General features: G+C 66.6%; 12 protein-coding genes. 6 read left to right on the plus strand and 6 right to left on the minus strand.

Features of this window, described 5'->3' with window-relative positions; translation table 11 throughout:
- Nucleotides 1–87: 87 nt before the first annotated feature.
- The 3 genes from ASE95_RS17640 to ASE95_RS10515 all read left to right on the plus strand — a co-directional run bounded on the left by ASE95_RS17640 (nt 88) and on the right by ASE95_RS10515 (nt 4,004).
- Nucleotides 88–225 carry a hypothetical protein gene (locus ASE95_RS17640; protein WP_156347967.1) on the plus strand — a complete coding sequence of 46 codons (138 nt, stop codon included), beginning with the start codon at nt 88–90 and terminating at the stop codon, nt 223–225.
- Between the two features lie 156 nt (nt 226–381).
- Entirely contained in the window at nt 382–2,937 is a 2,556-nt protein-coding gene (locus ASE95_RS10510; RefSeq protein WP_235528266.1) for a TonB-dependent receptor, read from the plus strand.
- The gene (locus tag ASE95_RS10515; RefSeq protein ID WP_082450093.1) at nt 2,937–4,004 is read left to right on the plus strand and encodes a YdcF family protein; all 1,068 of its coding nucleotides are present in this window, start codon (nt 2,937–2,939) and stop codon (nt 4,002–4,004) included. The genes ASE95_RS10510 and ASE95_RS10515 overlap by 1 nt, the downstream gene beginning before the upstream one ends.
- A gap of 6 nt (nt 4,005–4,010) precedes the next feature.
- Here the strand turns inward: ASE95_RS10515 and lldD are convergent, their stop codons facing one another.
- On the minus strand, nt 4,011–5,147 hold the full coding sequence (lldD, locus tag ASE95_RS10520) for an FMN-dependent L-lactate dehydrogenase LldD (protein WP_056635350.1): 1,137 nt from the start codon (nt 5,145–5,147) through the stop codon (nt 4,011–4,013).
- A gap of 103 nt (nt 5,148–5,250) precedes the next feature.
- Here lldD and ASE95_RS10525 point away from each other — a divergent pair, with 103 nt between their 5' ends.
- Entirely contained in the window at nt 5,251–5,706 is a 456-nt protein-coding gene (locus ASE95_RS10525; RefSeq protein WP_056635354.1) for a DUF3833 family protein, read from the plus strand.
- Between the two features lie 68 nt (nt 5,707–5,774).
- A complete protein-coding gene (locus ASE95_RS10530; RefSeq protein ID WP_056635357.1) occupies nt 5,775–6,011 on the plus strand; it encodes a hypothetical protein in 237 nt (78 codons plus the stop codon).
- Between the two features lie 46 nt (nt 6,012–6,057).
- Here ASE95_RS10530 and ASE95_RS10535 read toward each other — a convergent pair whose 3' ends face one another.
- The 4 genes from ASE95_RS10535 to cysD form a co-directional block, all read right to left on the minus strand.
- Complete coding sequence (locus ASE95_RS10535) at nt 6,058–8,955, minus strand: TonB-dependent receptor domain-containing protein (RefSeq protein ID WP_056635362.1); 2,898 nt, start codon at nt 8,953–8,955, stop codon at nt 6,058–6,060.
- A 344-nt stretch (nt 8,956–9,299) separates the two neighbouring features.
- Nucleotides 9,300–10,028: a 3'(2'),5'-bisphosphate nucleotidase CysQ gene (locus tag ASE95_RS10540; protein WP_056636239.1), complete on the minus strand. Its 729-nt coding sequence runs from the start codon at nt 10,026–10,028 to the stop codon at nt 9,300–9,302.
- Between the two features lie 20 nt (nt 10,029–10,048).
- On the minus strand, nt 10,049–11,959 hold the full coding sequence (cysN, locus tag ASE95_RS10545) for a sulfate adenylyltransferase subunit CysN (RefSeq protein ID WP_056635365.1): 1,911 nt from the start codon (nt 11,957–11,959) through the stop codon (nt 10,049–10,051).
- Nucleotides 11,959–12,870: a sulfate adenylyltransferase subunit CysD gene (gene cysD / locus ASE95_RS10550; protein WP_056635368.1), complete on the minus strand. Its 912-nt coding sequence runs from the start codon at nt 12,868–12,870 to the stop codon at nt 11,959–11,961. Before cysD ends, cysN begins: the two co-directional genes overlap by 1 nt.
- 192 nt (nt 12,871–13,062) lie before the next feature.
- On the opposite strand from cysD, the gene ASE95_RS10555 reads away from it, so the two are divergent.
- Entirely contained in the window at nt 13,063–13,920 is an 858-nt protein-coding gene (locus ASE95_RS10555; protein ID WP_235528267.1) for an endonuclease/exonuclease/phosphatase family protein, read from the plus strand.
- A 3-nt stretch (nt 13,921–13,923) separates the two neighbouring features.
- On the opposite strand, the gene ASE95_RS10560 is transcribed toward ASE95_RS10555, so the two are convergent.
- Entirely contained in the window at nt 13,924–14,778 is an 855-nt protein-coding gene (locus ASE95_RS10560; RefSeq protein ID WP_056635370.1) for an MBL fold metallo-hydrolase, read from the minus strand.
- Nucleotides 14,779–14,940: the final 162 nt, after the last annotated feature.

The raw sequence follows: 14,940 nt of genomic DNA on the forward strand, positions 1-14,940 counted from the left end.
GCCACTGACGGCGGCTGGAACAAACATCGCAAGTTCATGTTTTCACCGGATTAACCATGTCGGCATCCAGCCGGCTCCGAGGAAGCCATGACCCGCACGACCTGGAGTTCGATCCGCCCCACCGCTGCCCCCCCGTCGAAGCGGCGCATCAACGATGACCCGATGGCCGGATTGACCCCGGTCGAGCGGGCGATGGCGCAGCGCCTGACCTCGCGTCACGCCTGAGGCGGAGCGGAGGCCGATCGCCGCTGCGACATGCGGCCGATCGGCCACACCTTGCGCGCCTTCGATGACACGCAAGCGATAACTCTTTCGCATTTCACAAAACTGTCGTCTTTCCCGCCCAACGGCCACGCAAAGCAAAGCCGTATCGGGGACCAGATGACCGCCTTCACCAAGAGCGCGCTACTACGCGCCACCTACCTCACGATGCTCGCGGGCGTCGTTGCGCCTGCGGCCTCGGCGCAGACCGCCGCCGAACCCGCGACCGCCGTCCGGACGACCAACGCGGAAACCGGTGCAGGGGCCGAGGCGGAGACCGACGGCTCCACCGACATCATCGTCACCGGTTCGGCGCGTCGCCAGCGGCGCTTCGACGTGTCGTATGCGATCAACTCGCTGGGGCAGGACGATGTGAAGCGGCTCGCCCCGCTCAACTTCGCCGACCTGCTCGGCAAGCTGCCCGGCATCCAGGTCGAGGCGACCGGCGGCGAGGTGCAGAACGTCACCCGCATCCGCGGTATCCCGACCGATGACGGCTATGCGGTGTTCCAGCAGGACGGCCTGCCGCTGTTCCACGACATCAACGGCAATTTCTTCCGCGGCGACAGCCTCAACCGGTTCGACCTGATGACCGAGCGGGTCGAAGTGGTGCGCGGCGGCCCCGCGCCGATCTTCGCCAGCCAGGCGGCAGCGATCGTCAACAACATCACCGTCACCGGCACCGAAACGACGCGCGGCAAGGTACAGCTGACCGCTGGCACCACCGATCTCTATCGCCTCGATGCGATGCAGTCCGGGCCGCTCGGCGAGCGTACCTATTATGCGATCGGCGGGTTCCTGCGTCGCGACGGCGGGCAGCGCGACAATGGCTTTCCCAACGATCGCGGCGGGCAGATCCGTGCCAACATCAAGCACGATCTCGATAATGGTTCGGTGCGGTTGAGCGTGAACTACCTCAACGATCACAACACTTTTTACCTCCCGATCCCGGTCGCCGACCCGCGCAACCCGTCGGTGTCGCTGAACCGCTACATCGACTTCTTCCACGGCACGCTCAACTCGCCGGCATTCCGCGGCGTTACGCTGAAGTACCGCGACGCGGCCGGTGTGACGCAGAGCGAGACGCGCGATCTCGCCGATGGGCGGCACATGGAATATGGCAACGTCGGCCTGCAATATGACGGCGAGTTCGGCGGCTGGCAGCTGGCGGTGCGCGGCGGCTATACGAAAGGCCGACTGAACTTCGACGCGCTGTATTCGACCTCGAACCCGCGCGACGCCAATGCGTTCGCCGGCGACTTCCGCGCCGCCGCCAACACTGCGTTCGGCACCGCTGCCAATCCCGTGGCGCGGCTAGGCTATGCGATCGCCGGCACCAACGGCGCGACCGCCTACGATCCCTATGCCGATTCGGGGCTGGTCGTGCCGGCGCAATATCGCGGCGTCGGCTCCAGCTTCTATTCGGGGCAGGGTGACGTCAGCGTGACGCGCAAGTTCGAAACCGGCATCGGCTCGCATGACGTGCGCGTCGGCGCCTACGCCTCGGCCTACGGCCTGACCAACAAGGCGGTGTATCAGGATTACCTGATGGAAGTGCGTGGGCAGCCGCGTACGCTGGACCTCCTCGCCTATGATGCGAACGGCAAGGTTCTGGGGTCGGTCACCGACAAGGGCGTGCTGCGTTACGGCACCACGCTCAACCAGGGCGATGTCGATTCGACCGTCTACTCGCTTTACGCCAACGACACCTGGGAAGTGTTGCCCGGTCTGCGCATCGATGGCGGCATCCGCCACGAATGGTACCATATCGAGGGTTACGGGCTGACCACGGCCCAGGACGGCGTCAACCTCGGCGATTCCGCAACGCTGGCCGACAATGCGGTGCGCACCTTCGATGGAGCACGCCAGAGCCGTAAGGACAACCCGACCGCGCTCAACTGGACGGTCGGAGCCAATTACGACGTCACCGACAATTTCGGCGGCTATGTCCGTGCCTCGCACCTCGAAGTGCCGCCGCAGTCGAGCAGCTATTACAACATCAATCCGGTGCTGGTGAAGACGCAGGCCGACCAGTACGAGGCCGGGCTGAAGGCGTCGTTCGGGCGCAATTATCTGTACCTGACCGGCTTCTACACGAAGTTCGATCCGTTCAATGCGTCGTTCGTCGCGTTCAACCCGAAAACCGGCCGCAACGATCAGGCGGTGCCGTTCATCGGGCAGGCCGAGGTAAAGGGCGTGGAGGTCGACGGCACGCTGGCACCGGTGCGCTGGTTCTTCGTCTCCGGCTCGTTCACCTATCAGGACCCGCAGTACAAGAACCTCGCCAACAGCTCGGGCGCCGATCCGTCGGCCGTCAACGGCAATCAGATCATCCGCGAACCCAAGGTGTTCGGCAACGTCCGGCCGACCTTCTCGTTCGATGCCGGTGGCGACACGGTCGAGGTGTATGGCCGCTATGAATATACCGGCCGCCGTTTCGTCGACCTGCTCAACAAGACACGTCTGCCCGCGTACAACACCTTCGGGCTGGGCGCGACGCTGACTCATGACGGGTTCCAGTTCCAGGTGGTCGGCGACAATATCTTCCAGAACAAGGGTCTGACCGAGGGTAATCCGCGCATCGACCAGTTCGACGGGCAGACCTCCGCAGACGCGATCTACGGCCGTCCGATCTTCGGGCGCAGCGTCCGCTTCATCGTCAGCAAGGCATGGTGATGCGCGGGGCGTCGGTGCTGGCGGCGGCGATGCTCGTCGCCGCGCCGGCGCCTGCTGCGCCGGTGCGCGATGCCCGGCTCGCCGCGATGGCGGCGCGGCTTTTCCCGGCTTTGCACGGCCGCACGCTGGCGGTGGACGCGCGCGACGGGCGGATCGCGGCGTGCGAGCAGGCACCGGCGTGCATCGTCGAGGCCGCGATCGTTCGCGACGACGAACGCGATGCCAGCGCCCGTGGTTCGGACGACGTCCGTCGCCAGATCGATGGCCTCAACGACGTGCTGCGCGTCTACGGCGTCGGCAAGCTGCCGCGCTATCCGATGGTCGACGGGTCCGACGAACCGTTCGGCAGCCCGGCCTTTGCCGTCAGGGTCGCCGATGCGGTGATGCTGGCGCGCGCGCAGCAGGACGATCCTGCGATCGGGGGCGACGCCAGCGTGTCGCTGGCGCTCGCGCTGCTCGACGCCAACGACAAGGACGCGGCGATCGCGTTCGAGCCGCTCGACCCCCGTTACAACGCCGCAGCGCTGGCGAAGGCGCGCCGACTGGACTGGACGCGCCACCGCTACGCCGCGATCCTTGCGCTGGGTGTCGGCCCGGAGGACACGGCCACGCCGCTCAGCCCGCGTGGCAAGCTGAACGTCCGCCTCGCGGCAGAGCGTTTCGCGCAGGGGTTGGCCCCGTTTATCATCGTCAGCGGCAGCGCGGTGCACCCGCGCGACACGCCGCATGTCGAGGCGCTGGAGATGCGCCGCGCGCTGATCGAGCGGTTCGGCGTGCCCGCTTCGGCGATCGTGGTGGAGCCATATGCGCGCCACACCACCACCAACCTGCGCAACGCGACCCGCCGGCTGGTCGCGCTGGGCGCGCCGCTCGACCGCGACATGCTGGTCGTCAGCAATCCCGGCCATATCGACGCGATCGCCAGCCCGGCGTTCGTCACGCGCAACCAGCGCGAACTCGGCTATCAGCCGGCGACCGTGGGACAGCGGGTGTCGCCGTTCGACATCGCGGTTCGCCCGTCGCGGACTGCGCTGCGCATCGATCCTGTCGACCCGCTGGACCCGTAAACCGGGTTATTCCAGCAGGATCGAGCGGTCGATCTCGGCAATGCTGCGAACGCCCGTCAGCGCCATCGCGACCCGCATCTCTTTTTCGATCAGCGCCAGCAACGTCGCGACCCCCGCCTCGCCGCCGGTCGCCAGCGCGTAGAGCCACGCCCGCCCGAGCAGCACGCCGTCAGCCCCCAGCGCCAGCATCCGCACGACGTCCAGCCCGGAGCGGACACCCGAGTCCGCCAGCACGGTCAGCCGCCCCTTCACCGCCTCCGCGATCGCCGGCAGGGCGCGCGCGGTGGACGATGCGCCGTCCAGCTGCCGTCCGCCATGGTTGGACACCACGATCGCATCCGCGCCGGCATCGGCGGCGGCGCGCGCATCGTCGGGGTCGAGCACACCCTTGATGACCAGCGGACCGTCCCAGGCGGCGCGAATCCACGCAATGTCGTCCCACGCGATCGACGGATCGAAATTGGCGCCCAGCCAGCCCATGTAGTCGTTCATGCCCGACGCATTGCCCAGCACCGGGCGCAGGTTGCCCAGCAGATGCGGGCGCCCGTGCAGGCCGACGTCCCATGCCCAACCGGGCCGGCCGATCGCCTGCATGACGCGGCGTAACGGCCCACGCTTCCCCGACATTCCCGAATGCGCATCCCGGTACCGTGATCCCGGCACCGGCATGTCGACGGTGAAGACCAGCGCCTCCGCACCCTCCGCCTTCGCGGTCGCGATCAGGTCGGCCATGAAGGCGCGGTCGCGGATCACGTAGAGCTGGAACCACAGCGGCCCCGGCGTCGCCGCGCGCACTTCGGCCAGCGAACACAGGCTAACCGTCGACAGCGCGAACGGAATGCCCGCCGCGTTCGCCGCACGCGCCGCCTGCACCTCGCCACGTCGGCGGTACATGCCGCCGATCCCGATCGGCCCCAATGCCAGCGGCAGCGGCCGGTGCGCGCCGAGCAGCGTCGTCGACAGATCGAGGTCCGCCACGTTGCGCAGCACACGTTGCCGCAGCCCCAGTCTGGCGAGATCGTCGACGTTCGCGCGCAGCGTCATCTCGCTGCCCGCGCCGCCATCGGCATAATCGAACAGGAAGCGTGGCAGCCGCCGCTGTGCGGCGCGGCGGAAATCGAGCGGCGAGGAAATGATGGTCATGTTGGGGCCTCGGTCTGACCCTGTCGGGCTATGGGCAGTGTGGGCGGCGGGCAAGCGGAAAGCGGTCGACGGGTCGTTTCCCGTCTACGGGCGTTCAGTCGCGATGTTGCTCGCCGTCATGCTCGCCGCCGCCCCACCCGCGTTCGATCCGCTACGTTTTTTCACCGGTCGGACGCGCGGCACCGCTGAGCTGAAGGCGATCCTGCACGCGCGGCAGCCCGTCGCCGTGCGCGGCACCGGCGCCATCCAGCCAGACGGCAGCCTGTCGCTCGATCAGGTGGTGCAGGAGGGCGACAAGCCGTCGCGCATGCGTCACTGGCGGCTCCGCCGTGTCGCGCCCGGCCGCTATACCGGAACGCTTACCGACGCGCGTGGCCCGGTGGACGGCGTCGTGACGGGCGATCGCATGCAGATCGACTTCACCAGCACCGGCGGCTTCCGCGTCAGCCAGTCCCTGACGCTCGCCCCCGATGGGCGCAGCCTCTCCAATCGGCTGGTGGCAAAGCGTTTCGGCATCAAGGTCGCGGTACTGACCGAACGGATCGAAAAGCTGGATTGAACCGCCGTGGCGGCCGGAACGCGCGGCCGCGGCCGGCGGTTTGGCCTGCTCGCGACCGGAGAGACAAGATGAACGACGCCGCATCCGTACAGACCCGCCAGCGGGAGATCGCTGCCGAACACTTGCTGTTCAAGCTGATCGAATATGTCGAGGCGCGGCATCCCGGGCTGCTCGATCACCTGGAGGCCAGTCTCGATCACCTCGGCGATCCCGCCACCGACGAGTCCAAGGATGACGAGGCGGTCCGCCGCATCGCCGCTCGGATGATCGCGGGCGCGCGGCACGAGGGATCTCCCGGCCACTGAGGCAAACCGCGCCGGGTGGCCGTCAAGCCACCCGGCGGCTGCTGCGTCAGAAGCCGTAGCTGACCCGTGCATAGCCGAACCGCCCCGGCACGTCGTACGTGGTCGGGTCGTAATTGTTCAGGCTGCACGAAAAGCATGCCGGTGGATCGGTGTCGAAGACGTTGTTGACGCCCAACGTCAATGCCACCCGCTCGCCGACCCAGTTCGGGCGAAAGGTCAGTTGCACGTCGCCGTAGAAGCGGCGGTCCAGTTCGTTGCGTCCCTGGTTCTCGATGACGTTGTCGATGTAGCGGCCGGTGAACGCCGCCGCGACCGGGCCGATGTCCCAGTCGATCGTCGCCTGACCCTTGAAGTGCGGATACGCCTGATCGGGGCTGCCACGCTCCGTCCCGGTGTAGTTGGTGGTCGTGGTGCCGGTGGTGGCGGGCACGACCTCTTCGTAGCGCAGCAGGTAGTTGCCGCTGACCGACAGACCGAACGTGCCCGCGCCGGTCTGCCGCGTGCGCATCGTGAACGTCGCGTCCACGCCGCGGGTACGGATGCCGCCGGTATTCAGCAGCACGCCGTTGATCGCCGAAACGAACCCGTTCGGAGTACGATTGACTGCCGCACACGACAGCGCGTCACCGGACTGCGCGCACCGGGCAAGCAGCACCTCGGCCGGGATCGACGCGATCGCGCCGTCGACCTTGATGTCGTAGTAATTGACCTCAAGGTTCAACGCGCTGGCGAAGCCGCTGCGCGCCCATGCCGGGCTGTAGACGCCGCCGAACAGCAACGTGCGCGCGGTTTCCGGCTGAAGGTTGCGGTTGCCGCCGGTCTGCACGCTGATCTGACCGCCCTGCGGCTCGACGTAGCTGCCGTTGGCTGGCACGCCGTTGGCTACGCAATTCGCGCGCACCGTGGCATTGCCCTGGAACGATCCGCCCGTCGCGCTGGTGCACGGATCGTCGAGCGTCTGGTCGAAGCGAGACTGCGCGCCGAACAATTCACCGATCGATGGCGCGCGGTAGCTTTCGGCATATTGCCCGCGCAGCAACAGGTCACTCACCGGCTTCCACAGCGCGCCGCCGCTGAACGTCGTATTGCCGCCGAATGTCGAGAAATCGGAGTGTCGCGCAGCGCCGTTCAGTTCCAGCGACTGCATGAAGGGCAGGTCGCGCAGCAACGGTACGCGTATTTCCCCGTAGAATTCGTCGACGTTGAATTGCCCGCGCGCCGCCTGCGCCGGGATGTCCGCGCCCAGCCCGGCCTGAATGATCGGATCGGGGGTGAAGCTGCCCTCCTGGTCGCGATGCTCATAGCCAAGCGCCACCCCCACCGCACCGCCGGGCAGGTCGAACAACTCGCCTGAAAGGTTGACGGTATAGTCCTTCAGGCGCTGCGAACTGCGCGAGCGTTCGTCGAAACCGACGAAGGCCAGCATCTCCGGCGTGATCGATCCCTGTCCGCCGAACACGTTGAAGGGCACGCACTCGCCGGTGCACGCCGCGACCGGGCCGAGCGCCTGCGCCAAGCGCGCAGCGTTCAGGTTGCCGGTGAACAGCTGATGGGCGTCATTGGCACCCAGCACCGCATTGGCGTCATAATACCAGCTGCGTCCGAACAGCGAGAAGCGCCCGTCGACCGTTCCTGTGACAGTAAAGGTGTCCACGGTCTGATTATAGGTGCGTCGCCCGGCCTCGATCAGGCGGCGGCCGATCAGCGAATAGGTCGCCGGCTGGCCATTCGCGCCCGAATTCAGCGTGATGCCGAACGGATTGTACGGGTTGGTCGCGTCGATCGAGATCGTGTCGAGCAAATTGCCGTTGCCGGCGTCCGGCCCCAGGTTGAGCGGCAGGAACGCGGCCTGGTTCTGCGATTGGCGATGTGCCCATGTCGCCTTCAGCCGCAGGTTGAACGCTTCCGAGAATTCAGCGCGCGCGTTCATGAATCCGCCGTACCGCTCGTTCGGGGTCAGGAAATAGTTGAATGGCGCGAAGTTGAAGCGGTCGGCCGCGGTGAATGCGCGAAAATCCCCGCCGGCCAGCGTCGGATCGTAGACGCCGCGCCCGCTCAACGGCGCGTTGCGTACCGTGATCGTCCCACCCGCCGGCAGAGACGGATTGCCCGGACTGAACACGACGCGTCCGTTCAGCGCCGCCCCCGAACAGCCGCCGATCGCGTCGGTGCAGCTCGTCTGGCCGGGATTGGGGAACTGCGAAATCGAGCGGTTGGCGGCGCGAACCGGGTCCTGCTTGGTATAGAAGCCGCCGAGGTCGAGGTGGACGCGGTCGTTCCCGCCGCCCCAGCTCAGCTGGTAATTCTGCGTGCCGCCGTCCTTCTCGCGCAGATACTGGCCATATTGCGCCTGCGCGCGGAAGCCTTTCTGACCGGACTTGGTGATGATGTTCACCACGCCGCCGATCGCATCCGAGCCGTACAGCGCGGAGGCGGCGGATTGCAGCACCTCGACGCGCTGGATCATCACGTCGGGGATCGAATTGAGGTCGACCGTGCCGGGGATGCCGCTGGCGCTGGATCCGTTGACGTAGCGGAGGCCGTCGACCAGCACCAGCGTGCGCTTGGCGCCGAGGTAACGCAGGTCGATCGCTGCCGACCCCGCGCCGACGCCGCCACCGTCGGGCGGATTGCCGAAATTCCCGGAATTGTTGAACTTGCTGTTCAGGCCGCCCGACGATGCGGGGATCCGTTGCAGCACGTCGGCGAGCGACGACAATCCGGTCTTGGCGATTGCGGCGTCGTCGATAGTGACCACCGGTGAGGGGTTGTCCAGCGGATCGCGGCGAATACGCGAGCCGGTGACGACGATGTCGCCCCCCTCGGCCGCTGCGGCTTCGACGGGGCTTTGCTCGGGCGCAGCCTGCGCCAGGGCGCCGGCCGGCGCGAGGGTCGCAGCGATGAACGCGATGACGCTGGTACGGTGAGCAAGGAAGTGCCGCATAAAGTCCCCTGTTATGGAGCGCTTATAATGTGCGCCTGAAGGAAGAAGTGTGGCCGGCGGCCCGTGGATGCTGCAAGAATTATAGTGCCAGATCAGCCCGATGATGGTTAAATTCCGTTAATAGTGCCAAATTTAACACATATGTGTTCATAGATGTGTGGGGTGGGCTGGGATCGATGGATCGCTCACGGCGCTGCGTGGAACGTGGGGCCGCTTCATTGCGAATGCATCGGCGGTGATCGAGCAAATGCGCCCGACCGCGCGAACACGGTTTGCCCGAACAGGGGGATCATCTTCACTGGCGAGCGGTCCGGCACCCGTGAGGCGCTGGATGACGATCCGGTCTAGTCGCGTGGCAGCGCCGCCAACACCGCCGCCACATGCTCGCGACGACAGACCAGCAGGTCGGGCAGGTACGTGTCGGACTGGTTGTAGGTCAGCGGGCTGCCGTCGATGCGGCTGGCGTGAAGGCCGTGCGCCAGCGCGACGGCGGCCGGGGCGCAGCTGTCCCATTCGAACTGGCCGCCAGAATGCAGGTAGATGTCGGCCTGTCCCAGGATCACGCTCATCGCCTTGGCTCCCGCACTGCCCATCGGCACCAGCTCGGCCTCGAGCGCCGCGGCGACCGCCAGCGCCTCGGCGGCGGGGCGCGAGCGGCTGACCACCATCCGCAACCGCGCGGGCGCGGGCGGCACAATCAACGGTACATCGCTGCGTAGCACGATCCCCGACGCGGGCAGCGCCACGGCGCCGATCGCCGGCACGCCGTCCACCGCCAGCGCGACATGCACCGCCCAGTCATCGCGCCGCTCGGCATATTCGCGCGTACCGTCGACCGGATCGACGATCCACACCCGTGACCTGTCGAGCCGGTCGCGGCAGTCCTTTTCCTCTTCCGACAGCACCGCGTCGTCGGGTCGCTGCGCGCGCAGCGCCTCGACGAGGAAGCGGTTGGCGATCGCATCCCCGGCGCAGCCCAGCGCAGCGCCGGCCACGGTATCGCTGTCGCGCACCGTCATCAGCAGCGCGCCCGCCGTCCGGGCGAGATGCGCGGCGAGCGCCGCATCGTTCATCGACTCATCCACAGCCCCGCTCACGATCGCCGCAGCAGCAGTGCGACGATCTCTTCCGCCGCATCCTCGGGCGTCGTCGCCGTCGTGTCGATACGCACCTCGGGTCGTTCGGGGCGCTCATAGGGGCTGTCGATCCCGGTGAAGTTCTTCAACTGCCCGGCCCGCGCCTTCTTATAGAGGCCCTTCACGTCGCGGCGCTCGGCTTCCTCGAACGGCGTGTCGACGAACACCTCGACGAACTCGCCACCCGGCAGCATCGTGCGCACCATCTCGCGTTCGGCACGGAACGGGCTGATGAAAGCGGTCAATACGATCAGCCCCGCATCGGTCATCAGCTTCGCGACCTCGCCGACGCGGCGGATGTTCTCGATCCGGTCGGCTTCGGTGAAGCCCAGGTCCTTGTTCAGCCCGTGCCGCACATTGTCGCCGTCGAGCAGGAAGGTGTGCCGCCCCAGCGCATGCAGCTTCTTCTCGACCAGATTGGCGATCGTCGACTTGCCCGATCCCGACAGGCCGGTGAACCACAGCACGGCCGGTCGCTGATCCTTCAGCGTCGCATGCGCGTCGCGCCCGATGTCGATCGCCTGCCAGTGGACGTTCTGCGCACGGCGCAGGCTGAAATGCAGCATCCCCGCCGCCACCGTGGCGTTGGTCAGCTTGTCGATCAGGATGAACCCGCCGAGCGTGCGGTTGTCAGCATAGGGCTCGAATACGATTGCGCGATCGGTGGTCAGCTCCACAACGCCGATCGCGTTCAGATCCAGCGTCTTGGCCGCAAGCTGTTCCAGCGTGTTGACGTTCACGACGTATTTCGGCTGCTGCACCGTCACCGACACCGTCTGCGTCCCCAGTTTCAGCCAGTAGCTGCGCCCGACGCGCAGCGCGTCGTCGGCCAGCCACACCAGCGTCGCCTCGAACTGGTCGGCGGCCTGCGGGGGACGGTCGGCGGCGGCGATCACGTCGCCGCGCGAACAGTCGATCTCGTCGGCGAAACAGAGCGTCACCGACTGTCCGGCGACCGCCTGCTCCACATCGCCGTCCAGCGTCACGATCCGGGTGACCCGACTGGTCTTTCCCGAAGGCAGCACGCGCACCGCATCGCCGACCCGCACGATGCCGCTCGCGATCAGCCCGGCGAACCCGCGAAAATCCAGGTGCGGGCGGTTGACCCATTGCACCGGCAAACGGAACGGCTTGTCGGCGTCGACCGACGACAGCAATTCGACCGTTTCCAGATGCTCGACCAGCGTCGGCCCGTCGTACCACGGCGTCTGCGCGGAACGGATCGTGATATTGTCGCCCCTGAAGCCCGAAATCGGCAGCGCGGTGAACGTCTCGATCCCGATCGATCGCGCAAAGGCGGCATAATCCGCGACGATCGCATCGAACGTCGCCTGATCGTAACCGACCAGATCCATCTTGTTGACGGCCAGCACGATGTTGCGGATGCCGATCAGGTGGCACAGGTAGCTGTGCCGCCGGGTTTGCGTCAGCACGCCCTTGCGCGCATCGATCAGGATCACCGCCAGATCGGCGGTCGACGCGCCGGTCACCATGTTGCGCGTATATTGTTCGTGGCCGGGGCAATCCGCCACGATGAACTTGCGCTTGTCGGTGTTGAAGAAGCGGTAGGCGACGTCGATCGTGATGCCTTGTTCCCGCTCGGCGGCCAGGCCGTCGACCAGCAGCGCGAAGTCGATCTCGGCACCCTGCGTGCCGACCTTGCGCGAATCGCTCTCCAGCGCGGCCAGCTGATCCTCGAAGATCATCTTGGAATCGTACAGCAACCGCCCGATCAGCGTGGATTTGCCGTCATCCACCGAACCGCAGGTGATGAAGCGCAGCATCGTCTTGTGCCGATGGCTGTCGAGGTAGGCATCGATGTCGCGCGCGACCAGTTCGTCGACGACATAGGCAGGTGCATCGGTCATCAGAAATACCCCTGCTGCTTCTTCACTTCCATTCCCGCGCCGCCGGCATCCCTGTCGATCGCACGGCCTTGCCGCTCGCTGGTGGTGGTCAGCAACGTTTCCTGGATGATCTCGGGCAACGTCGTCGCGCGGCTCTCGACCGCACCGGTCAGGGGATAGCAGCCCAGCGTGCGGAACCGCACCGACCGCAGCACCGGCGTCTCGCCGGGGTGCAGCGGAAAACGATCGTCATCGACCATCAACAGCATTCCGTCCCGCTCGACGGTCGGGCGCTCGGCCGCGAAATACAGCGGGACGATCGGCACGTCGTTCAGGTGGATATATTGCCAGATGTCCAGCTCGGTCCAGTTGGAGATCGGGAAGACGCGGATGCTTTCGCCCTTGTTCTTGCGCGCGTTGTACAGGTTCCACAACTCCGGCCGCTGGTTCTTGGGGTCCCAGCCATGGGTCGCGGTGCGGAAACTGAAGATGCGCTCCTTGGCGCGGCTCTTCTCCTCGTCGCGGCGCGCGCCACCGAATGCGGCGTCGAAGCTCCATTTGTCGAGCGCCTGCTTCAACCCCTCGGTCTTCCACATGTCGGTGTGCACCGCGCCGTGATCGAACGGGTTGATCCCGCGTTCGATCGCCTCCGGGTTCTGGTGGATCAGCAGGGTCATGCCGCTCTCGGTCGCCATCCGGTCGCGCAGGCGATACATCTCCCGGAACTTCCACGTGGTATCGACGTGCAGCAGCGGGAAGGGCGGGGGGCTGGGGAAGAATGCCTTGCGCGCCAGATGCAGCATCACCGCGCTGTCCTTGCCGACCGAATACAGCATGACCGGGTTGGCCGCCTCGGCCACCACCTCGCGCATGATGTGGATCGCCTCGGCTTCCAGCCGCTGGAGATGGGTCAGTCGGATCGGATCGAGCATTCACTTACCTCTGCACCGGCGCGCGCGTCCCGGTCCGTCATGCGCCTGTCATCCCCTGCGCCGAAATGCGCACGAGCGGGGCGTGGATTTGATTGCGCCGCGGCAATGCCAGCTTTTATGCGGTCGTCGTCCCCATCGCGGGTCATTGCTGCTACGGTCGCAGGCAAGGCGCTACAAACGAAGGGTTTTACGATGAAAAGCGTGAAGATGACCGCGATGATGGCGGCACTGGCGGCGGGGCTGATGACCGCGGGCGGCGCGCTGGCGCAGGAAGTGCGCGTCATGACCTTCAACGTACGCTTCGCCAATCCCGCCGATGGCGCCAACGTGTGGTCGGCGCGGCGCGAGGTCTTCATGCGCACCGTGCGGGAGGCGGATGCCGATGTGATCGGCACGCAGGAATTGCTCCGGTCGCAGGGCGAGGATCTGGTCACCGCGCTGCCCGGCTATCGCTGGTTCGGGCGGGACCGGCTGGGCGGGCACGACACCGAATATATGGGCATCTTCTACCGTGCCGACCGGCTGCGGCTGCTGCGCAGCGGCGACTTCTGGCTGTCGGAGACGCCGGAAAAGCCGGGCAGCATCAGCTGGGGCGCGAACCTGCCGCGGATGGTGACCTGGGGCGTGTTCGAGACGATGCGCGACAAGAAGCCGCTGCGCTTCGTCATGGCGAACACCCATTTCGCGCATCGCGGTGCGGAGGACGAGGAAGCGCGCACCAGCAGCGCCGCGTTGATCGCGAAGCGGTTGCCAACGATCGCCAGGGGCCTGCCGATCGTGCTGACCGGCGATCTGAACACCCGGCCGGACAGCGCGGCGGTTCGTCGCCTGACCGCGTTCATGACCGACGCGTCCGCACCCGCGCGCACGAAGGATGCGCCGTCCGGCACCTTCCACGATTTCACCGGCACGGCCGAGCCGGGCAAGTGGATCGACTACGTCATGGTGAAGGGCTTCCGTCCGGTGTCCGCCAGCGTGCTGACCACGCATGACGGCGCGCGCTATCCGTCCGATCATTTTCCCATCGTCGCGGTCGTGAAGGCGGACTGACCGTTACAACGGTCGTCCCGCCTGCAACCGTTCCAGTTCGACGGGATCGTGGGTGCAGGTGACCGTCACCGCGTCCCGGCGCTCGATCGACAACCGCCGCAGGCGTTGCTGGTTGTCGATCCGCGCGGTGGCGTCGACCTCCATCAGCCGTTGATATGCGCGCAGGCCCGGCGTGCAGCGCCGCCGCGCCTGCCGCATCTCGCCACGATAGAAATACGCGTCCCCGGCATGGAGCAGCCACCGCCCGTCGTCCTTGCGCACCGCGACCCCGGCATGGCCCCACGTATGCCCCGGCAACGGCACCATCAGGATTTCCGGCGGCAACCCTTCCAGATCGCGCACCGCGTCGAACCCGAACCAGCGCTCGCCGCGCGCACCATAGCGTTGCCAGCGATCCACTCCGTTCAGCTGCGCCGGCCGCCAGCGGTTGCGCGCCACGATCCCGGCACGCGGGCCGGTGGCATCGTCATATTCGCGCTGCATCACGTGCACGGTGGCGTTGGGAAAATCCTCCAGTCCGCCGGCATGATCGAAGTCGAGATGGGTGGCGACGATGTGCCGCACGTCGCCGGCGGCATACCCCATCGCCTCGATCTGGCGGATCGCCGTCTCGCGTTCGTGCAGGCGGATGTTGAGCATCATCCGCCATGGCACGCTGATGCGCGGATCGGGCTGCGCGTGGGGATGCGCGACGTCGCGCAGGCCGTAACCGGTGTCGACGAGCACCAGCCCATGTGCATCGGTCTCGATCAACAGGCACTGGCACACGATGTGCCCGAGCGGGCCGCGGCTTCGTCCGTCGAACAACGCACCGCCCAGCGGGCAATCGGTCCCGCAGTTCAGATGAAAGATTCGCATCGGTGCCTCCCGTCGAATGGCAGTTCAGACCGTAAGGCACTGATAAAGCCGCGATAACGGAAGGTCGTTCCGCGAGAATTGACGACTGTCGCCAATTTGCGCGTGGTCTTAACATCGGTCGCAAACGTACCATGGCAGGCGCCGGTAAGGGCGCGTCGCCGT

Source organism: Sphingomonas sp. Leaf231, assembly GCF_001421995.1.
Lineage (GTDB): Bacteria > Pseudomonadota > Alphaproteobacteria > Sphingomonadales > Sphingomonadaceae > Sphingomonas.